This window comes from Flavobacterium sp. RHBU_24 (genome assembly GCF_046613695.1).
In the GTDB taxonomy this organism is placed as follows: Bacteria; Bacteroidota; Bacteroidia; order Flavobacteriales; family Flavobacteriaceae; genus Flavobacterium.
Window position 1 is genome coordinate 345,047 of record NZ_JBKJHD010000001.1, and the last position, 20,967, is coordinate 366,013.

The 20,967-nt window shown below is 44.3% G+C and carries 16 protein-coding genes; 6 read left to right on the forward strand and 10 right to left on the reverse strand.

What is annotated here, in order from left to right:
• Positions 1–24: 24 nt before the first annotated feature.
• Positions 25–1,068 (reverse strand): DUF932 domain-containing protein, encoded by a 1,044-nt coding sequence (locus ACLI09_RS01630; protein WP_411417833.1) that lies wholly within the window; start codon positions 1,066–1,068, stop codon positions 25–27.
• Between the two features lie 27 nt (positions 1,069–1,095).
• Positions 1,096–1,515, reverse strand: a complete 420-nt coding sequence (locus ACLI09_RS01635) for a single-stranded DNA-binding protein (protein WP_411417834.1) — start codon at positions 1,513–1,515, stop codon at positions 1,096–1,098.
• Between the two features lie 290 nt (positions 1,516–1,805).
• Between ACLI09_RS01635 and ACLI09_RS01640 the strand changes: the two genes are divergently transcribed.
• The 4 genes from ACLI09_RS01640 to ACLI09_RS01655 all read left to right on the forward strand — a co-directional run bounded on the left by ACLI09_RS01640 (position 1,806) and on the right by ACLI09_RS01655 (position 4,313).
• Positions 1,806–2,051 (forward strand): UPF0489 family protein, encoded by a 246-nt coding sequence (locus ACLI09_RS01640; protein ID WP_411417835.1) that lies wholly within the window; start codon positions 1,806–1,808, stop codon positions 2,049–2,051.
• Positions 2,052–2,083: 32 nt separating this feature from the next.
• Positions 2,084–2,521 carry a hypothetical protein gene (locus ACLI09_RS01645; protein WP_411417836.1) on the forward strand — a complete coding sequence of 146 codons (438 nt, stop codon included), beginning with the start codon at positions 2,084–2,086 and terminating at the stop codon, positions 2,519–2,521.
• 400 nt (positions 2,522–2,921) lie between these two features.
• Complete coding sequence (locus ACLI09_RS01650) at positions 2,922–3,107, forward strand: DUF3606 domain-containing protein (protein WP_411417837.1); 186 nt, start codon at positions 2,922–2,924, stop codon at positions 3,105–3,107.
• Between the two features lie 60 nt (positions 3,108–3,167).
• Positions 3,168–4,313, forward strand: a complete 1,146-nt coding sequence (locus tag ACLI09_RS01655) for a tyrosine-type recombinase/integrase (protein WP_411417838.1) — start codon at positions 3,168–3,170, stop codon at positions 4,311–4,313.
• Here ACLI09_RS01655 and ACLI09_RS01660 read toward each other — a convergent pair.
• From ACLI09_RS01660 to dinB, 7 genes are all read right to left on the reverse strand, one after another.
• The gene (locus ACLI09_RS01660) at positions 4,300–4,725 is read right to left on the reverse strand and encodes a DUF1810 domain-containing protein (protein WP_411417839.1); all 426 of its coding nucleotides are present in this window, start codon (positions 4,723–4,725) and stop codon (positions 4,300–4,302) included. The genes ACLI09_RS01655 and ACLI09_RS01660 overlap by 14 nt on opposite strands.
• A gap of 4 nt (positions 4,726–4,729) precedes the next feature.
• Positions 4,730–7,402, reverse strand: coding sequence for a DNA ligase D (ligD, locus tag ACLI09_RS01665; RefSeq protein ID WP_411417840.1), 2,673 nt, complete (start codon positions 7,400–7,402; stop codon positions 4,730–4,732).
• Positions 7,403–7,690: 288 nt separating this feature from the next.
• Entirely contained in the window at positions 7,691–11,344 is a 3,654-nt protein-coding gene (locus tag ACLI09_RS01670; RefSeq protein WP_411417841.1) for a hypothetical protein, read from the reverse strand.
• 246 nt (positions 11,345–11,590) lie between these two features.
• On the reverse strand, positions 11,591–12,217 hold the full coding sequence (locus ACLI09_RS01675) for an alpha-ketoglutarate-dependent dioxygenase AlkB family protein (RefSeq protein WP_411417842.1): 627 nt from the start codon (positions 12,215–12,217) through the stop codon (positions 11,591–11,593).
• Positions 12,204–13,610, reverse strand: coding sequence for an exonuclease domain-containing protein (locus ACLI09_RS01680; protein WP_411417843.1), 1,407 nt, complete (start codon positions 13,608–13,610; stop codon positions 12,204–12,206). Before ACLI09_RS01680 ends, ACLI09_RS01675 begins: the two co-directional genes overlap by 14 nt.
• Complete coding sequence (locus ACLI09_RS01685; RefSeq protein ID WP_411417844.1) at positions 13,607–16,684, reverse strand: DNA polymerase III subunit alpha; 3,078 nt, start codon at positions 16,682–16,684, stop codon at positions 13,607–13,609. Before ACLI09_RS01685 ends, ACLI09_RS01680 begins: the two co-directional genes overlap by 4 nt.
• A gap of 2 nt (positions 16,685–16,686) precedes the next feature.
• On the reverse strand, positions 16,687–17,841 hold the full coding sequence (dinB, locus tag ACLI09_RS01690) for a DNA polymerase IV (RefSeq protein WP_411417845.1): 1,155 nt from the start codon (positions 17,839–17,841) through the stop codon (positions 16,687–16,689).
• An 87-nt stretch (positions 17,842–17,928) separates the two neighbouring features.
• Between dinB and ACLI09_RS01695 the strand changes: the two genes are divergently transcribed.
• Together ACLI09_RS01695 and ACLI09_RS01700 are read left to right on the forward strand one after the other, a co-directional pair.
• Entirely contained in the window at positions 17,929–18,696 is a 768-nt protein-coding gene (locus ACLI09_RS01695; protein WP_411417846.1) for an XRE family transcriptional regulator, read from the forward strand.
• Positions 18,697–18,703: 7 nt separating this feature from the next.
• Positions 18,704–18,952 (forward strand): hypothetical protein, encoded by a 249-nt coding sequence (locus tag ACLI09_RS01700; protein ID WP_411417847.1) that lies wholly within the window; start codon positions 18,704–18,706, stop codon positions 18,950–18,952.
• A gap of 30 nt (positions 18,953–18,982) precedes the next feature.
• Here the strand turns inward: ACLI09_RS01700 and mobC are convergent, their stop codons facing one another.
• Positions 18,983–20,965, reverse strand: coding sequence for a conjugal transfer protein MobC (gene mobC, locus ACLI09_RS01705; protein WP_411417848.1), 1,983 nt, complete (start codon positions 20,963–20,965; stop codon positions 18,983–18,985).
• Between the last annotated feature and the right edge of the window lie 2 nt (positions 20,966–20,967).

Sequence of the window (20,967 nt, forward strand, 5' to 3'; positions counted from 1 at the left end):
CCCTTGCGGGGCTGCGGTTAATCTTCAATTCATAATCAGGGCAGCAACCCCACCTTTTGTAAAGTCGGCGCATAGGTCAAATGCTTTTTGCGCCCTTGCCTGAGCTGTACCGCCGAGGTAGATGCTTTTCATTTTATCCTCATCATTTTTAAAGTTTCGCACATTCTGATAGTAGCCAGTCACAGCATTATACGCCCCGAATACTGTCCCTTTTGTGGTTTCCATCTGTTGCGTGTCGCTTGCCATTGCATAGGTAAAGGCTGCATCACAGGCGTTTTTGAATACGCTTGAAAGTTCATCTTCAGCCCCTTTCTTCAAAAGGTTGAAAGTTTCTGTGTTAGGGCAGAGTGCGAGTTGTATCAGCTTTTTTACCTCCCTGTCTTCTATACGCACCTTTGACCATTGGTTAAATATACCCTCAAGCTGTACAGACAGATTATCTGCCAAGCCCATAACCCTGTGGGCATCCTCTAACCGTTGCTTTGCATTTGCGGTGTGCCTGATACGTACCACATTGGTAGCCGAACGAAGGGCAGCGTTAAGGGTATTTTGACAAACAATACGAATAGGTGTAAACGCTGCGGTAATACTTCCCGAGCCATCGTGTGAAGTAGTCAGGAAAATAAACTTTTCGGTTACGTCATCCCCATTACCTACTCGTATATAGCCGGGCAGTTTTGCCGTAATAAAGATGCGCTCCCCCTGTCCTATAGCCCCTGCGGTTTCATATAGGATACCGTCCCCACCACCTACGATGGCATCAAAGAATGCAAAGGCATCGGCATTCTGCACGATTTGGTAATCTTTGCCCACCACGCCAAATATGGCGTTGGTATCGGTGCGCATGGTAGCGTACTGGTCGGGAACTGCAAAGTCAATGGCAGGCTCGCTGCCTTTGGCAAATAGGGGCGCTTTCACTACCTCATAGTCAAGCCCTGCATGAGCAATTGCCTCCCGTGAAGTCGGGTAGTCCTGTACGATTTGCCCAAGGGCGTGCCACGCTTTTTCTTTTACGCTGAAAAAAGAAAATTTTCCAGTCTGTTCGTTGAAATTCAGATTATGTGCCATAATATAAAATTTTAGTTGTACGTTGTTTTAAAATGGAAGGTCATCGTGCTGCCCGTCAGGGCTAACCTGAGTACCTGTAACTTCTATCGTTGCGGGTTCATCCTTTTCACTTTGCTTTGCCTGTGGTTTATCTCCTGTAGCCCCGCCACCGTGTAGCGTGATTTTTGAAGTGTGGAAATTAAGACCTGCTTTTGCCTGTCCCTGATTGTCTACCCATGCCCTTGCGCTGACACGTCCCGTAAGTTCTACGATGCTGCCTTTGGTCAGATACTGTGCTATGCCCGTACCAATCCAATAGGAACAATCAAAAAATTCGGTCTGCGTAACACGCTCACCGTTCTTAGCCTTGTAGCTGTCATTTACTGCTACGGAAAAGTTTACCACCTGTTTTCCTTCTGACACGTTGCGAACCTGCGCATCTGCTGTCAATCTTCCTGTAATGTCCATGATGTAATGTTTTAATGAAACAGTCGTATTGCATCCTCTTCAACCCCTGCCAAAAACAGCATTTTCCAAAAGAAAAAAGGGAAAAAAAGAAAGCTGTCCTGAAGTGTGCGGGCGGATGCGGAGTGCTATAAGTCCCGAAGGGTGGCCTGCGGCCATTATGCGCGCGCAGCCTGCGCCCGCACGATAACTTCGCTTGCCTTTTTATCTCTTTTCGCATTGGAAATGCCGCTTATCCCTTATTTTTACACTTGAAAGCCTTCATGGATTTCGAACAATAAAAGAATTACAGGATGTGGATAGTAGAAAAGCCTGAGGTACTGGGCGAGTCAGGTTCAGTTGCGACTAATTTTCTTTACAAGTCAGGAAAAGTATATGTGATGGATAACCATCGTTGCGCTTCATGGTGCTGGCTTCAGGAGATAGATACAGACAAGGAGTATAATTATCTTCATATTGACCGTCATTATGACCTGTGTGAAAGCCCTGAAGAGGTCGATGCGGTAGTGATCGAACAGGGAACGATATTGCAGGGTTAGCATTTGAAGAGTATGCAAATCTTAGTTACGAGGTGAAAGGTACCGGAATATTTCCCAAGCTATTCCGTTGGGATAACTATATATTAAACCTTCAGCAACTTTATCCGAAACTTTTCGCCAGCACAACTTTCATAACCAAAAAAGAAGGCGGAATTACCGATTTCGTACAAGATGAATATGAAATAGAGCAATTCCTAGGAGAGTACAGGCACTGGGTAACCAATTCAAAAAAAGGATGGATCATTAATGTGGACCTTGACTATTTTTTCGCGCCTATCAGGGGCTACTTCCAGTTATATACGGATGAGACCATCCGGCTTGTTGCGAAGGAGATAAAGCGTTACCTGGCTAAGGTTGATGTAGTCACAATTGCGTTGAGCCCGGAATGCTGCGGCAGTTGGGAAAAAGCGATCCATGCCCTGTCAATCTTCTCTGAGGAGCTGGAGCTTGATATCGACCTTGGTGCCTGACCTTTTCCAGCCTTGCTATAGCTTGCCAATATTTTCACGATAAAGGTATATATCAAGTAGTACCACATCCTTAAATTCACTCTCGCCTAGGATTGCACTTGTACGCAGGCAATATCTAATTTCCACAAAAAAGTTACCGATAGCATAAAGCAGGTACGTAGTCCCTTCAAGCGACAGCGTCTCTACGTGTCTGCCAATTTCCCAGACAATCTGGTATTGAAGCTGTTCACCCTTCGATAGAAATTCATATATTTTCGTTGTACCGCATCGGGTTTGCCGGAGCAAATATATCGTCTTATGAAGATATCAGTCTCTGCCTGCATTGTTATAACATTGCGTTAAACTACTGGTTTGTCCTTTTGGGAAGACGTAAATTAGTACTTAATCTAAACTACAACCCATGAGCGATAACAAGTCAAAAACAGGCAGCCCGGACCGTGACCGCATCAGTACTTCGGAAGATTATGAAGTACAATACTGGTCCGAGAAGTTTGGAGTAAGCAGGCAGGAGCTGATCGATGCCGTAAACGCCTCGGGCAGCAACAACCCGGATAGGGTTGAGAAATACCTTAAAAGTAAAAAATAAGGATTGCTATGGCAATCCTTATTTTTGATAGCCTTTTCGAGTATTATCAAAATGAAACCGATGGGATATTTTAATGTAAAAACAATATTACGGACCGATAAAAAGCGTGCGGATAATTCCTGCCCTGTTTATCTGATAGTCTCGATCAAAGGCAAGAAAATTAAGGTACCTACAGGGGTTCAGGGATTTTCTGAGGAATGGATTTCAAAGCCGGGAGCCTTTGCCGAGAGCGGATCAAGCATTCGCAATAGTATTATAAAAAAGAAAGTTGCTGCCATTGAGGAATTCCTTTGGAAGCAGATTGTGGCGGATATTGAAATATCAACGGACCTGGTAAGGTTTCACTTTGGGAAATCTGCAAAATCCGATTTTTATTCCCTGCTTGATGAATGCTATAAAGCACAATTCAGGCTACTTGCCCCAACTACCAGGAAGCATTACCTTCTAGTACGCCGAAGGCTTCTGGAATTCCAGGATCCAATAGGACTGCATAAGATCGACCAAGATTTCCTGCTTCGTTTTGAGGACTTTTTACGGTGCAAAGGTATTGGCGACGGCGGGGTCAGTACGCACCATAAAGTACTTCGGGTTGTCTTGAATTACGGGCTAAAAAGGAAAATTATAAAAGAGAATCCGTATGCTTTTTTCAAAGTAAAAAGGGATTCGCCACGTCATTTAACCCTTACCGAAGACCAAGTCAAGAGGATACAATTACTGGAAATACCGGTAGACAGCCGGCAAAAAAATGGGCTGGAGCTAACGCGTGACCTTTTTCTCTTTAGCTGCTACACCGCCTTGCGCTTCAGTGATGTCATAGGGCTGAGGAAGCATCAGATCGAGCCGGGTTACCTGTTTTTATGGCAGGGCAAAACGGCGAGGCCTGTGCAGGTTCCTTTACTTGAAAAAGCTTCTTTGATTATTGAAAAGTATAGCACGCAGGAGAGGGACACCATTTTCCCCTATATTGCAAACCAGACAACCAACCGTTACTTGAAGCATATTGCGGAGCTTTGTGGGATCGAGCTTAAACTGCATTTTCACCTCTCTAGGCATTCCTTTGGGAGCTTAATGGCAAATACCGGCATTGATGCTTTCTCTCTATGCAGGCTAATGGGGCACGGCAGCATTAAAACCACGATGCTATATGTCAATAATACCTTAGAAAGTGTCAGGGAGAAGATGCGTCGGTCGGCTATCTTTGATTAGCCCCACTGAGCAGTTGTACTGTAAGTGCATCGGGCTTTCCATCGAAATATAAATCGAGTACTGCTTCAAATACAGGATCTGCACCGGGCACGTGGCTAAAAAGCGTCATGCTTGAATGCAGCTTTGCATCATCGGGATACCCAAAAACGGAATTTACAGATACGCCCTGCAAGGATAGCAAGGCCTTTGATATTTCTACCAGTCGGCTACCGAGAATGGGGTGGTTATGGTATTTTTCCGCTTCCCCGATATCTTTGATGCCGTAGTAATTTGCCATCGGGCTGTGGCCAAGCCCTTTCAGCTGCGGAAATATGAACCACATCCAATGCGTCCGCTTGCTGCCCGCTTTAATTTCTTCAAGCGCATCGAAATATACGCCTTGCTGTGCTGCTAAAAATCGTTGTACCTCCATTTTGCTATTTATAGAGGGCATCGTGTGCTTTTTTCAACGCCTTTTCCATATCAATCCCTTTTTCCAACGTAGGCCTAAAAAGGTCGCCTTCACTTTTAATACGCGCCAAAGCATTCTCTATGGTAAAATCCTTCATCTTAAGCCCCTTTTTCACTTCATCCCAATGCAATGGCATCGATACCGTCGCCCCGGGTTTAGGGCGAAGAGAATAAGCGCAGGCGATCGTGGCGCCCGGGCGGTTCTGGAGAAAGTCCAGATACATTTTCCCTCCCCTGTCTTTTATTTTTCGTTCAAGGGATGTAAAGTCAGGAAGCCTGTCATGCACAATGGATACCAGTAAGCGGGCAAACATCTGTGACTGGTCGTAGGTATATTTCGCCCCGAGAGGGATATAGATGTGTATTCCTGTAGAACCAGAGGTTTTGACATAGCCCGGCACATCTATGGCATCGAGTACGTCCTTAACCTCACGGGCGGCCTGTATGACCTGCTCAAACGTGGTACCTTCAGCCGGGTCAAGGTCAATAACACAGTAATCAGGGTTGTCGGGATGCGCAGTACGGCTGAACCACGGGTTCATTTCGATGCATCCCAGGGAAGCCATCCATAACAATGTTGCCTCGTCATCGCCTACCAAAAACTCCTTGTCCTCCCCGTCGCTTGTGGTGTACGGGAATGTCTTTGCCCAATCGGGCGCTTTACCTTTTACATCTTTCTGGTAGAAACTTTTTCCGTGAATACCGCTGGGAAACCTGTTCAATGAAAGGGGCCGGTCTTTAAGGTGCGGCAGTATATATTCGGCCACCTGATAATAGTAGTTGAACATATCGCGTTTGGTATAGCCTTCTTCAGGCCAGTATACCTTGCTCAGGTTGTTAAACTTCAGGTTATGCCCGCTTACTTTTTTCACCTGTGTCTCTTCTTTGGGGTTGAGCAGGGTTTTAGCCGCATCACGTTTGGGTGCCGCCACCAGTTTTTCTTCTTTGGCTGGGGTTGTAATCGCTTTGGTGTCGGTGGCTTTTTCCCGGATCACCTCACGAGCTTTCTTATCAGTACGCATACCTTGAAAGGATGGATGGCGGAACACTCCGTCGCTGGTCACCTCAATAAAGCTTACCTCGCAGACCAATTCAGGCTTCAGCCAGATGGCGGTCGCTTTTGGCGGATTGGGGCGGAACCTCGAGGGCTTGTTGACATCTGGTTTGGTATCAAACGGAATCGTATCGGTAATAAGCGGCTTGAAAAGTTCCATCATCTCCCTTTGTTTCTTATCCGAGAAACCTGTCCCCACTTTGCCTACATATTCAAACTTCCCGTTCGCATACACGCCCAGCAATAGGGAACTGAACTGCTTGGCCGTGCCTTCATTTCGGGTAAAACCGCCAATAACCACCTCCTGGCGCTGGTTGACCTTGATCTTAAGCCATTCTTTGGACCGGGAATCAATTGCGTAGGTACTATCGGTTTTTTTTGCCATAATACCTTCCAGCCCCATCTTTTGTGCAGCCTCAAAGAAATCCACCCCGTTGGTATCAAATACCTGGCTCAGGCGTACATGGTCATCATTGGCAGGTAATATTTCTTTTAGAATTTCCTGCCGCTCCGATAGCGGCAACCCGGTGATGTCTTTTCCTTCATACCATAAAAGGTCGAAAGCATAAAAGGCCAGGTCGCCATCGGCTTCGCTACGCCAGTTCTGCAGGGCACTGAAGTTTGCTTTGCCATCTTTGCCGATCACCAGTATCTCACCATCCAGTACCGCATTGATGGTCCAGGAATCCATTACATTGGCGATAGGATAATACTTTTCGGTAAAGGATTTTAGGTTGCGCGATAACAGCTCTGACTTGCCTTTATTGATATAGGCAAGGGCGCGGTAGCCATCCCATTTGACCTCATAGGTCCAGCCGGGGGTATCGAACGGCTCGTTGACCAGTGTAGCCAGCATAGGCTTTACCTCGGTCAGGATCTTGCTTCTCCTGCCTTTTTTTAATAATGCATCGGGCTGTAAATGCTTAGGGTTTCTCGCTTTGGCATCAACTTTTTTATCAAGAGTTTCCTGCTCGGATTCCGGTGGCTTCTGCCCATAAATATTTTTACTGGTCTTAGCAACCTGCTCCAATGTTTTACCCGATATAACGGATTTAGTTTTTTTGGTAATATCTGCTTCAGAGGCATATTTATCTTCCAGCTTCATTAGTAGCCAGCCATTCTCACCGCGTCCGTGCGCTTTGACCAGGGCAAAGGCTCCTTTAAGCTTTTTGCCTTTTAGGACAAACTTGATTTTGCCGCTGTGTAGCCCTGCACGCAATTCCTTATCCTGCACCTTTTTCGTTTTAGCTTCGGATACATAAGGTTCATAAAAACCTTCATCCCATACAATAACGGTGCCCCCGCCATATTCTCCCTGGGGTATTATACCTTCAAAATTCCGATAATCGTAGGGATGGTCCTCTACCATCATGGCCAGGCGCTTTACTTCAGGGTCTGTTGAAGGCCCTTTGGGCACAGCCCAGCTTTTTAGCACGCCTTCCATTTCCAGCCGGAAATCATAATGAAGGTGTGATGCGGCATGCTTCTGCACCACGAACCGTAGTTTATCCTCATTGCTTTTCCCTCCAAAAGGCTCAGGCGTTTTTGAGGCATCACGTTTCTGTATGTATTTTTCTAAAGCCATGATAAGTCCTTTAACTTACTTAAAGTTAGCTTAATAATAGCAGATGGTAAACTGCTTTATCATAACTTTAGTACCTAATAGCCGTCAACTGTCCTGATGTCGACATTGAAATTAGAATTACTCTGTATTAGGTAATAAAAAATTATTTCCGTACTAGAACTACTTTAATCTTGCCTGTATTCAATACTGCTAGCAAAAATGCTATGTAACGAGACAGGATTAGCATTACCATTAGATGTGTTTAAATTCGCTACATATACAGCACTTTTAGTATCATATAGAGCGTATCTAGTAATTAGCTAGAACCCTAAACTTATCTGAGTTCTTTGGATCAATACCGAAACTACTTATTAAGCTTTTATTGTCGAGCATTTCAAATAATTTCTGATGATAGTCGGTAACGATAAATTTAGGTTTGCACTGGCGTTTGAATAGCTTGCTGTATTCTAAATTCAGGTCGGAAATCAACTCTTTTATCTGCGCATTTTCAAGCTTATTTACTTGCTTATTGAATACCCGTATCTTGTTTTCAATTGATGTTGCGTTTTTGAAAAGGCTCTGTAGGACCTCGTATGATAGTTGGATATGGCCTGTGAAAGCAAGCGTTTTACATACCAGTTTGCTAATCTTGGCATTGTTAATTATAGTTTCATCATCTGTGTTTTGAATAATTAATACCTTATTAGCTTCAGACATATTTGATGACTCCAATAGCCTTATTATATCATTGTCATTTAATTCATAGCTAGTAACATCCTTTGCGAATATTTCCTGATTATTTTCGATAAGAGTAATATGAAGATGTACGGAATCAAAATTATCCTTAAGCCTATCATAATTGTCTTTCGTAAGGTTCAGCTTGCGGTTTTCTGTCAAATAATGTACTTTGTCAGTGCTCAAATTTTCAAAGTGCAGGCTATTCCAAGTGTAATGGACGCTTTTTAGTAAAGTAATATAAGTATTGTACTGTAATTCATTTGTTTTCATCAATTCTATGATGAATTCTTTTAGCTCTTCTACACTCCTGCCCGGAGCATCCTTTATCATCGTCGCTGATAAAGCCTGATAAATTCCTTCATTATTCAGGTAGTCAATGATTGTATCGTCTAGCGACTTATGTTCTAACCCATCGTAATAGGAAAGCAGGTTGGACCAGGATATTACAATCTTAGTTTTCTCAATCAGCAATTTTTTTACCTCATCATCCTGAATTTGAGTAAGATCAGATATCAAGGTTTCCTTTTTAGAGATTAGATCGTTTTTGTGGGCAGCAAGAAGGTTCTCATTATTGAGCAACACTGTTAGACTTTCCTCTTCCTCTAATGTATTACCGGTAAGCTTGAGCAGGATGTTTTTGGTATACTCATTAATGTTTGCTTCAATATACTCTTTTAAAGGTGCGCATCCGGACCTGCTTAGAGTTGTATAATTTGCCGTGTTGAGTTGCCCGTCAGTGATGCTGTCGTTTTTCTGTTTTAAAAATAAGGCAACATTAGTGGGATTGATCTTATAATAGTTTTTATTATATACGTGGTCAAATAAAGCCTGTTCAGCTTCAGATGGAATATCCAGCGCATCAAATTTGATTCCGAGTTTGGTAATGATATCCTTAATCTTACCGGTCTCTCGAGCATCGTTAACGAGCGAAAGATACCCAGGTAGCCTCTCAATATAAGAAGCAATATTTCCGACGCTCTTGAAATTTACAATATCATCTATATCGGCATGATACGAAATGAACTTAAGATATTCCTGCACCTTCTCTTCAGTGTAGTTTCTCTTCAGTACATCCTCCCAAAACCCTTTCCATTTTTTAGAAATGGATTGTATAAACAATGGCCTGTAACTCTCGCGTTGCGAAATATAGCCGTCAATAAATTCCACAGACCTCTGCTTTCCATTGGCAAGGGTGTTAATTATAGCACTATATTCATCTTCATAGCCTTCATAATGCTCAGCAAGGTAATCAAACAGGTCGTAGTTGAGGATAGCCTCCATCGCAAAATACTTTGGTGGCATCTTACGAATTAAGTTTTGAAGTGCTGTAAGCTTGTAATTATACGGTGAATATTCACCGCTCTTGACCCTGCGCTCGAATGCAAAGTCTTCCTTAGTGATATTGACTTCATGGAAGAGTGATATGTAATCATTGTAATTTTCATTTATATATCCGTTGAGTAGGAGGTTGCGCATCAACTGATTATCTGAAAATTTTCCAAGGTGCTCCTCGATGTCTATTTCGCGGAATATATTCACCAGGCTCCAGGAATCAATTTGTGACCGTTTATCCCTAAGTTTCTGTATTTCGATCCTTAGCTGGCTTTCCTTATCATTCTGTTTGTCAAGTATGAATTGAGCCCGCTCATCGTATCTAAAGTCACTGTTGATTAGATCTTCAATATCTGAAAAACTCAAATCCGATTTTTTCGTTGAAATTTGATATTGGCCGTTATCATAATGATAAAGAGGGGTGAAAAATGCATATTTGATTTTGGTCAATTCCCTGAGGTTATCGAAAATGTCCTGATCCAAAAGCTGCTCGAAACTTTTCAGCTGGTCATCAATGTAAACACCGGTTGCCTCAGTAAATTGGGAGAATATTCCACTGACATATATACGCCTAAGGTCTTCGATATCTTCAATACTTTCCTGTTCTATGCGTTGGATCTCTTGTTCCAGCGCTTTTATTTTTCTGGCTGTTTCCTGGATCATGGAAGTGACATAGGAAGCCTTGCTATTGATAAATGTATAGAGATTACCACCCCTTTTATGCAATTGCCCGAAATCTTCAGGGAACAGGTTTTTGTAGATTATTATAGCGAAAAGATGGTCTTGGTTCAAGTCGCTGCTGAGGTTTAGCCTGTAGATCTGATATTCATGGAAGATGTTAGTGAGTAGTCTCATGTCAATGTCATCAATGAAGGTGACCACGTCCTCAGTAAAGTCTTTGGAGAGAATTCCCTGGAGGCTAGCTTCTGCAACTAGCTTTGCCAGCTGGTCACCTGCATTAGTCGGGTTGATGAAGGGAATGACTGGGATGATATACTCAAAGAATTTCACACGTTCGCTTTTATCCTTGAACATCTCGTCCCTTATAGCATATATAAAGTTGATTTCCCTTCCGATAAGTTTTGAGTTATTGAGCAGGATATTTATTTCTCTGAGTTTAGTAAATATGTCCGTGCTTTCAAAACGATCCAGATCTTCTATAACCACGACATTGTAATCGGTTCGTTCGAAGAAGTAAAGTATTTCCTCAAGGTGCTCATTGAATACTGATTTGTCAAGGTTATCACCGAGTTCCAATTCGCCTTTAATTGTGAATTTATTAATTTTTGAATTGCTGAAAAGCCTGACAACGGTCTTGGCGAACATACCTATGCCAGCAAAGAATATGAGGATAAAGAACAGTGCAAAAACATCAAGCTTTTTGGCTAGATTCCATTTGAAAGGATCCAACTGATTAATATGGCTGAATTTGAAGAGAATTAGTGCACTGGCCACCCAGAAAATCAGTCCGATTGCAAATGTCCATATTTTTCTATCGGTTACATTAATAATCCTCTTAAAGCGTGAGTCCGGTATGTCCGAAGGCTTTACATGGTAAAAAATCTGTTGGAGGATACTTACCTCAAGTTGCCGCTCTAGAACGGCACCTTTTTCTGCTGTACCTTGCTTATTTGGGATCGGATTATCTTCCTTCACATCTTTGAAAGAGGCAAGAGAAATATTGAGGTATCTATATGTTTTATAGGTGTGTTGGAAAGTTTTTAAGATGGTGCTTTTTCCTGAGCCATAGCCTCCAGTTAGTGCTATATTGCTAATACCATTATCATCTATAGTTTTTTTAAGAGCGTCAAGGTAAGGCTTAATTCTTTCAAGTTCTTTCGTATCGGTTAGGATTTTAGGGGCCAGGGAAGTGATAGCTGTAGGGGCAAGCACAACGGCTTCTTTTTCGAAATAAGCAAGGCAATAGCGTAGAAATTTAATCATCAGTAAGGAGACTTTATTAATTTATAACGAACTTAGAGGATTTTGCATCTCGCCATCAGTTATTAGCTAATTTAATAAGAATATTGACATAATAATAGTAAGTTCTTAAAACAGTAGCGGTTTGCACTTGATTCAATGTAGATAAATTGCCGCATTATGTAATAAAAAAGAATGACAGTATTTATTAACCAAATCTTACAACGTAGCTAAGTGGTAAACTCTTCTAAAAGTAAGATTAATCCTTGGCAGCATCAACTTAGAAGACTTAGGAATGTGATGTTCCCAAAATGTATTCGTAGTTCCTGACATTAAAAGCAACGTTCCATGATGCAAGGGTATCTCCAATTGCTCAACCTCCTTATCGGTCTTATGGCGAAAACGGAATGGCCGGGTTTGCCCAAAAGTCAGTGAGGCAATATTCGGATTGCGGCGGATCCGGTGTTCTTTATCCGAATGCCAGGCTACACTGTCATTGCCATCACGGTATAGGTTTAAGAGTACCGCATTAAATTTCAGCCCTGTTTCCTGTTCCACCTTTTGTCGGAGTTGCAGGAGTGCCGGTGTCCAGGGCTGTGCACTCTCACCTGATTCCTCCTGTTCGCCATACCAGGCAATCATCCGTGGTGCCGTGACCATCTTATCATACATGGGCATCTGGTAGTGCTTCCAGGGGGTATCTTGTAATAGCATTGTATAATAATGGTCGGCATCTTCTTTAGGGATAAATCCATCAAACTGCATCAAGTGTAGGTCCGGCAGGTCGAAATATCTTTTAGGGCTGTTGCCCACCGTAAAAAGATCAGTATCATTAAATAGTGTCATAGCTGTAATTTTCGATTGTTGACCGGAGCCCCGGTTTCAGCACCTTACCGGGATACTTACTGGCATAGGTTGAAATTAGCTGCATTATATAGCCGTTGGTTTGGTATGGGGTCACATGGTCTTTAATCTCGCTAACTTCCGCAATTGCTATATCAGAAGTGATGTAGCCCATTCCATAAAAATGCCCTTTCTCCACCCAGATGCAGCTGCGTTCATCATGGTTCCGCCCTTTGTCTACAATGGCGTAACTCGGCCGCGAGGCCTCCACAAATTCAAGGGCATTGTTCACTGCATTATTATGCCTTTCCATATCCGGTAACGTTGTATGGTCACGTGCAGCAATCGTTTCATCTTTAGAAGTCCCATAGTGGATAAACCGGTAATCAATGGTAAACTGCCCCGCCAGTTTTAGAAGCAGGTTAACCCCATCATGGAGAGAATGAAACATTTCAACATAGCGTTGGTGTTTGGCAAGCTTTCCCACAGCCAGGTATTTATATCCGTTGCGTGCCTCGTATTCATACAGGCCAATCTTAGGGTCAAATTTCTTGAGTGCCCTGTTGTGGATGGGCCATAGTTTTTTGATTTCACAGCATTCCAATAGTAAAGCCATAAATTCCGAGGCGCAGACCTCGAAAGAAATGGCATAAATGTCCCGGAGGAAGTTTTGCCGCTGGGGCGTGATTTTGTGCCCGCTGAAATGCTGGGCTACCCGTTTCTTCAGGTTCTTTGCTTTGCCCACATAGACAACAGTACGGAACTGGTTATAAAAATAATACACCCCCGGCTTTTCCGGCAGTTGGTCAAAATCTTCCGGTGGCAGGTTTGGCGGCAGGCGCTGGTCCTGCGCATTGTTTTTGATCATTTTTGCAATAGTGCCTTCAGTATCACATTCCAGCAACTCGCACAGTAATATAGCTGTTGCATCGGCGTCGCCACCGGCGCGGTGAGCAGCCAGCAAAGGAATATCTAATGCCTTACAGAGGTTGCCCAGGCTGTAAGATGGAAGGCCCGGCTTAATTTTACGTGCTGCACGTACCGTACACAGTTTGTTTTTGGCCGACCATTTCAAACCCGCCCTTCCCAATTCATGGCGTACGAAAGAGTGGTCAAAGTTCACATTGTGGGCTACGAAAATCCGCCCTTTCAACAGTTCAAAGACCTGTTGGGCAATGTCATCAAAAACAGGTGCATCCCGTACCATTTCATCATTGATTCCGGTAAGGGCGAAGATGGGCAGTGGTATTTCCTTTTGTGGGTTAACCAGCGTTTCAAAACGTTCCAGCACATCTGTACCATCATGGATAATGATGGCAATTTCCGTAATGCGGCTCCCGCTGGCGTTCCCACCTGTGGTTTCTATATCTACTATGGCATATTCTGTTTTTTTCATCCTGCTTTCGTTTGTTGTGTTGTATTCATTTTATGCCTTGGCAGGTTGATTTCCTGTTCCTGTGGGTACGGTGCGCGGTGGGTCATAGAAACATCTTCCCGCAACTTTTCCTGCGTGCGTGTACTTTCCGCATCACTTTCCCTGTAGCGGGGATCCGCTATAAATGGCATCTTTTCCATCTTAGATATTGTAATGGTCGGGAAATGGTAATCGACCTCAACGGTACCCAGCAGCAGATAGCACCCGCCACCCTTGAAGGGATATTCCTTTAAACTCCCTGTAAAATGCGCGGTATCGAAAAATTCCCCATTGGCATCAATCCAGGTGCCGAAGTACATAGCACCCATCTTGGTAGGCACATGCTTGCGTGAAACCAGGTAGGCCAGCATCTTAACCTGTTTTTTGTGGTACTGTACTAAATCACATGCCATTACAGTACCACGGTACCTTGTCTTTAAAAGGTTAAAGGGTGTAACGGAAACCGGGAAGCCCAACAGTTCAATCTCATCGAAGGCATCCTCAAAGGGAGAGCGCTTCAGTTCCGGCAGCTTGTATTCCCGTACCGGCTCCGGCAACAGTTGGGGCTGGCGGTGTTCGGGTTTAAAGTTCATCATGATACGCCTTGCGGTAATCAACAGTTCGTTCTTATTTTTACCTGTGCTTCGGAATGCGCCGATATAGATAAGCAGCTGCAGGCCTTCAATACCAATGGGGATACGGTTGATAAAATCCTCCAGAGAAATATATTTCCCGTTAGCCAAACGTTCCTCTACGATGGTACGTGCAATTTCACCCTGTAAGCCCTGCAGGTGCATAAACCCTAAAAAGATATCCTTGCCGTATAAGGTGGTTTCGACTTCGCTTTTGTTAACGCAAGGGTTATGGATAGCGGCGCCGGACATCCTTGCCTCGTGTACATATACTTCCGTACGGTAGAAGCCGCCCTGGTTGTTGATGACCGCTACCATGAATTCAATCGGGTAATGTACCTTCAGGTAGAGGCTTTGGTAACTTTCCACCGCATAGGATGCGGAATGCGCCTTACAGAACGAATACCCTGCAAAGGATTCAATCTGCCTGTAAATCTCGGCACTTAACTGCTCGGGATGCCCTTTGGCAGCACAGGAAGCAAAGAAATTATCCTTAACCCGTTGCAATGCGGCTTTCGAGCGTCCCTTGCCACTCATGGCCCGGCGCAAGATATCCCCATCAGCCGCTGCAACCCCTCCGTAATGCAGGGCAATCTTGATCACATCTTCCTGGTAGACCATAATGCCATAGGTTTCGCCGAGCTGCTCCTCGAATACCGGGTGGAAATACTCGAACTTATCGGGGTAGTTATGACGGAAAATATATTCCTTCATCATCCCGCTTTGGGCTACACCGGGGCGTATAATGGATGAAGCGGCAACAAGCACTTTGTAATTATTGCATTTGAGCCTGCGTAAGAGCCCGCGCATAGCGGGGCTTTCGATATAGAAGCAGCCGATGGTCTTGCCTTGCTCCAGGTATGTATTGCAGGAGGCCTCATCTTTGGATAAGGATGTATCGCGGATGTTGACATCAATGCCCCGGTTCTTTTTGATCAGGCGTACCGATTCATCTATATGCCCAATGCCACGCTGGGAAAGGATATCGAACTTCTCAAAACCTATATCTTCGGCAACGTGCATATCAAACTGTACGATTGGAAACCCTTTAGGTGGCAACTCCAATGCAGTAAAATCAGTGATAGGGTCTTCAGAAATAATAACACCACAGGAATGCATTGAACGCTGGTTGGGGTATTTTTCCAACATCATGCCGTAACGATGTATCTGCCGAATGACCTCATTTTTGTCGTGCTGGTCCATCGGCGTACCCGATAACGCATCCAGCTCTTCCTTTGGCCTGCCGAAGACTTTACCCAGTTCCCGGAATATGGATTTGTATTTAAATTCCACATTAGTCCCGCAAAAAGCCACATGGTCCCGCCCATAGCGGGTGAAGATATACTCTAAGATGGTATCGCGCTCTTTCCAGGACCAGTCAATGTCAAAGTCCGGGGGGCTTTTACGGTTGAGGTTCAGGAAGCGTTCAAAATACAGGTCAAGTTCCAAAGGGCAGATATCGGTAATGCCAAGGCAATAGGCAATGATGCTGTTAGCACCACTGCCGCGCCCGATATGCAGGAAACCCATAGAATTGCTGTAGCGGATAATGTCCCATGTAATTAAGAAATAGCCGCTGAACTCCAATTGGTGGATTATCCCCAGTTCCTTTTCTACACGTTCCCGGGCTGTGGTGTTATCAGCGCCGTATTTTTTTATGAGACCCTGATGCGCCAGACTTGTCAGCAATTGTAAATCTGTGTCCCGGTTAGCTGTGTAATGCTTTTTATTACGCGGTACACCAAAGGTATATTCAAATTGGCACTGATTGACCAGTGCGAAGGTATTCTCCAGTATCCGTGGATATTGGCTGTAGCGCACCATTATGTCTTCCGGGGACTGCATCATCTCTTGCGCACCGCAGTAATCTTCGGGCGTTAATTTACTTCCCAGGGTATTAAGGTCAATGGCGCGAAGGATGCGGTGCAGGTTGTACTGCGCTTTGGTAGCGAAGGTGACCGGTTGCAATACCACCATTTTATCCAGCCTGTTTTGCCATTCCGGTCGTATCAGTAGGGAGAGGTTTTCAGGCCGTATCCCGATGTACTCGAAATCTTTTAAAATCTCGGGCACATTGTCAACAGGATAGATTACAAACACCTCCTTAAAATCAGAAGCATTGGTAGGGACTTCCATGCCTTCAAGATTGTAAAAGGTGCGGTGGCGGTTGATCTCGCCAATGCCTGCACGGTCCTTGGCCAGGGCAATGTACAGCAATTTGTTACCCTCCCGAAACTCCATACCGACAACAGGCTTTATGCCTGCCGCATTACATGCCTTATAAAACTCGTAAATACCGGTAACGGTGTTGATATCGGTCAGCGCCATAGCGGTAACACCAAGGTTTTTACCCTGGGCTACCAATTCGCTAACGGATATAGTGCCGTAGCGCAGGCTGTGGAAGGAGTGGCAATTCAGGTACATAGTCACATCACTTTAGTCTGGTATATCCCGCTGCCCCGCATCACGGCACCCGCGCCAAAACGGTTCTTAATTTTATCCATGGCCTGATATAGAGACATCATTTCCTGTGTGTCCTCAAAAAGGTTGATCTGGTAGGAACCCCGTACCAGCTTACTAAAGCGGATCCCGACAAGGCGCAGGCTCATACGGCGTTGATAAAGCTTATCGAACGTTTCCACTACGGCTTTAGTAAGCGTATGGTCTGATGAGGTATAGGCTAAAGTAACCTGCCTGGTTTCCGTATCAAAGTTGGAGTAACGGATCTTGACAGTCACATTAGAGGTCAGCCACTGTTCGCTGCGCAATTGGTAAGCCAGCTTTTCAACCATTGTACAGAGTACCGAGCGCAGGAATACCAAATCGGTAGTGTCCTGATGGAACGTATCTTCTGTAGATAGTGACTTACGTTCCCTATATGGCTCCACCGGATTGTTATCTATACCATTGGCTTTTTTCCATAACTCGATGCCATTCCTGCCTATCATCTCCTGCAATACATTGACAGGCATTTCGGCCAAGGTCTGAATGTTTCGTATGGCGATTCGGGACAATAGCTTAAATGTAGCATCGCCGACCATCGGTATTTTTCTTATGGATAATGGATTTAAAAACTGTTGCACCAGGGATTGTGGAATCTCCAGGTTGCCTTTGGGTTTTCCTTCACCGGTGGCAATTTTGGAAACGGTCTTGTTGACCGATAACGCAAAGCTAATTGGAAGGCCGGTCTCACTAGTAATTAAGGCAGACAATTCATTAGTCCACCTGTACGAACCGTGGAACCTGTCCATACCGGTGATGTCGAGATAGAATTCATCAATGGATGCTTTTTCCATAACAGGTGCCCGTTCTTCTATAATTTGCGAGACGGTGTTGGAATAACGCGAAAATAATTCCATGTCCCCCTTCACAACCCGTGCCTCGGGGCACAGGCGTAATGCCATCTTTATAGGCATTGCCGCATGCACGCCAAATTTTCTTGCCTCATAGGAACAGGAAGCTACCACGCCACGGTCGCCACCGCCCACAATCAGTGGAATCCTTTCTAAACCAGAATTTTGCAGCCTTACGCAAGACACAAAAAAAGTGTCAAGGTCCATATGTACAATCGAGCGTTCCATAAATCTTTCCTATTTGTACCGAACAAAATTAGGACAGATATTCCCAAATTATTTATATTTGTCGGGATAAATAATCCCAAAAAGCGTATGTCTTTATTTTCCGACAATATCAGGCACCTCAGGGTAAAAAAAGATGTTTCCCAAGAAATCGTTGCTGAAAACCTTTCTATAAGCCGTGACAGCCTTGCTAAATATGAGCAGGGAAAATCGCAGCCACCCCATGAAATCCTGATCCGGATTTCCAGGTATTACCATGTGAGCATTGACCTGCTGTTGACAGCAGATATTCGAAAAATAAATATCGAAAGCCTGCTGAAGCTCGACGATAATCGTATCCTGCTTCCAATAATGGTAGATAGCCACGGCGACAATATCATTGAAATAGTGCCCCATAAAGCAAAAGCAGGGTATCTAGCCGGTTACAGCGACCCGGAATTCATCGGGCAGCTGCCCCAAATCTCACTGCCCTTTCTGGGCAACGGCAAATTCAGGGCAATGCCCATTGATGGCGATTCCATGCCCCCGCACAGAAATAGTTCCTATATCATAGGAAAATATCAGGAAGACAGGAATGATATCAGGGAAGGCAAAACTTACGTCTTCCTTACAAAAGATGAAGGCATCGTCTATAAAAGGATACAGAAAAAGGACAAGGAATATCTCACCCTGCAATCGGACAATGCGTTTTACCAGCCATATACCATCCATTTTTCAGAAGTTCTGGAAATATGGAAATATGCAGGCAGCATCGAAACCGAAGAATTCGAACCCGACAGTCTCGAGCCGCAGAACATACGCGATATGTTACATACCATAACCAATGAAATCAAAGCTTTAAAACAATTACAACCCTGAGTACTCTATGACAGCCACTATACGCCTGAGGATCAAAAAAGATATCGACACTGCAACTGAAAAGAAAATACTAAAGATGAAAGGCGGCCTGATTTCGCAGTCCTTCACGGACCTTGTCCATTTTGATGATGATGGCGAGGAGTATTATATCAATCATTTCAGCGTTGAAAATGCGAAGAAAGAAGCTGCCATCCTTTTTATTACAGATTTCATTGCCGCCAATAGTATCCAGGCAATTGAATTTATAAGCAAATAAGCATGTATGCTGCAAAAATTTATGTGTCTGTCATTTGCGAATAACCATTCCTGCTTTTGCAGGGTCGGCAAGCAGCATTTCAATTTCCGATTGTATGATTTCCTGCACATCCTGCTTTACCTGTTCGTAATTTCGTATAATGATACCGTTGTCAATCTTTCGGACCGCTTCAATTTCCCTGTAGCCGGCTTCCTCTTTCCGGAGTGCTTCATGGTTGTTTTGTATCTCGCAATGGAATGCTTTGAGATCAATCTTATTTTCGGGCTCATCCGCTACCATGCCTACAAACTCACCTGAGCTGAGCGCCGTAATCTTAGAGGGCGGTATGGCCGATTCTAACTGCTTTGACCTGCTTATCGAGGTGTCGTTGCTGTTTATGGAAAGGCTTTCCCTGTCCTGCATGATTTTGCCAAAGCGCTCGGAAAGCTGCTTCGCGGTATCGCCTGTCACCTGTCCTGCAACGATGTTTCCGGTAATGTTCATGATTACCTCTGCCTGTTCCCGCCCATAATCTTTGCGCAGCTGGCTGAAATCCTGGATTCCCAGGCAGGTCGCTACTTTATTGCTTCTGGCCGTTGCGATCAGGCTGTCCATGTTGTTGAGGTAGATGGTCGGGAACTCGTCAAATATTAGGCTGCTTTTCTGCATGCCCTTCCGGTTAACCTGCTTTACAAGCCGCGTTACGAAAAGGGAAAGTACTGCACCATAGATCTGTATCTTCTGCGGATTATTTCCCATGCATACGATCTTGGGATCGGAAGGATTGTTGATATCCAGGGTAAAATCATTACCTGAAAGGACATAGTATAGTTGCGGCGAGGAAAGCCTTGCCAAGGCAATTTTTGCCGAAGCTACCTGCCCCTCAAGTTGCTCCATAACGTCATTAAGATACGCCGTAACAAACGGGTTGATTAACACCTCGATCTCTTTTTCTGTCCTGAGCAGCGTAAACAGGCTGTCATATTCCACCTGCATAAGCTCAATCACATGGGGCAGGGTACAGAACCTGCCATCCTTATATTTCCTGAGGTACCAGATAACGGCTGTCAGGAAGTTGATGGGTGACTCGACAAAGAAATCGCCCTGTTTTTTGATCCATTCCCTATTTAGGCCCATCAGTATGGTACGTGCAGATTCGGCCGCATCGGTAATATCGGTCATTGATGAAGGGTCAAGGGGATTGCATCGGTGTGAGCGGCTCAGGTCATCGAAGCAGATGGTATAAAATTTCGGCGGCACAGGGTAGCTGTCCTTATGTTTCAGCCATGAGTTGTAAGCAATACGGGAGAGATCGTCAAATTTAAAATCATACACGAACATGGTAAAGCCTTTGGCAATGTGCTGGGTGATTACGTGGCGTATCACAAAATACGATTTACCTGCCCCTGGTGTGCCCAGGACCATGAGGCCCCTGAAGGGGTTGATGATATTAACCCAGCTTCTGCGTACCTTGTCCTTAAGGTGGTATCGTGCCGGTAAATTAATGGAATACTCATTATCCAGACGGCGTTCCTCCTGCGGAAAAGTCTCGTTTATCTTGTTGAAAATATCTTTTCCATCAAGTTTTCGGGTAATGAGCCTGGATAGTTTTGTACCAGCGGAAAGCATAAGAAGATAGCCGATGGCTGTAACTGCCAAATAAGCAAAAAAGCATATCAGCATTTCGCTAAATAATTTGACCACCAGCCCTGATGTAACAAAAAGTATAAAGCCAACAGCAAATCCCCTCATTGCAGTCTTTAAATTTAACTTCTCATCCTTGCGGCCCTTGGCACCCATCAGGGAGATGAGCAGGAATAATAATGCTATCCACTTTGGCTTGGCGAAGGAAGACAGCAAACCGGTCTTTATGATGTTGGAAAGGATATTATCGGTGAGGGCTGTAGTGAACCCGAAAAGCTCAAATACCCTGTGAAATTCATAGTAAAAATGCAGGAAAAGGACTGTCAGGCTTATAAGCCTTGTCATATCCAGAATCTTCCTGAGTGCCTGCTCATTTTCTCCCGTATTCATAC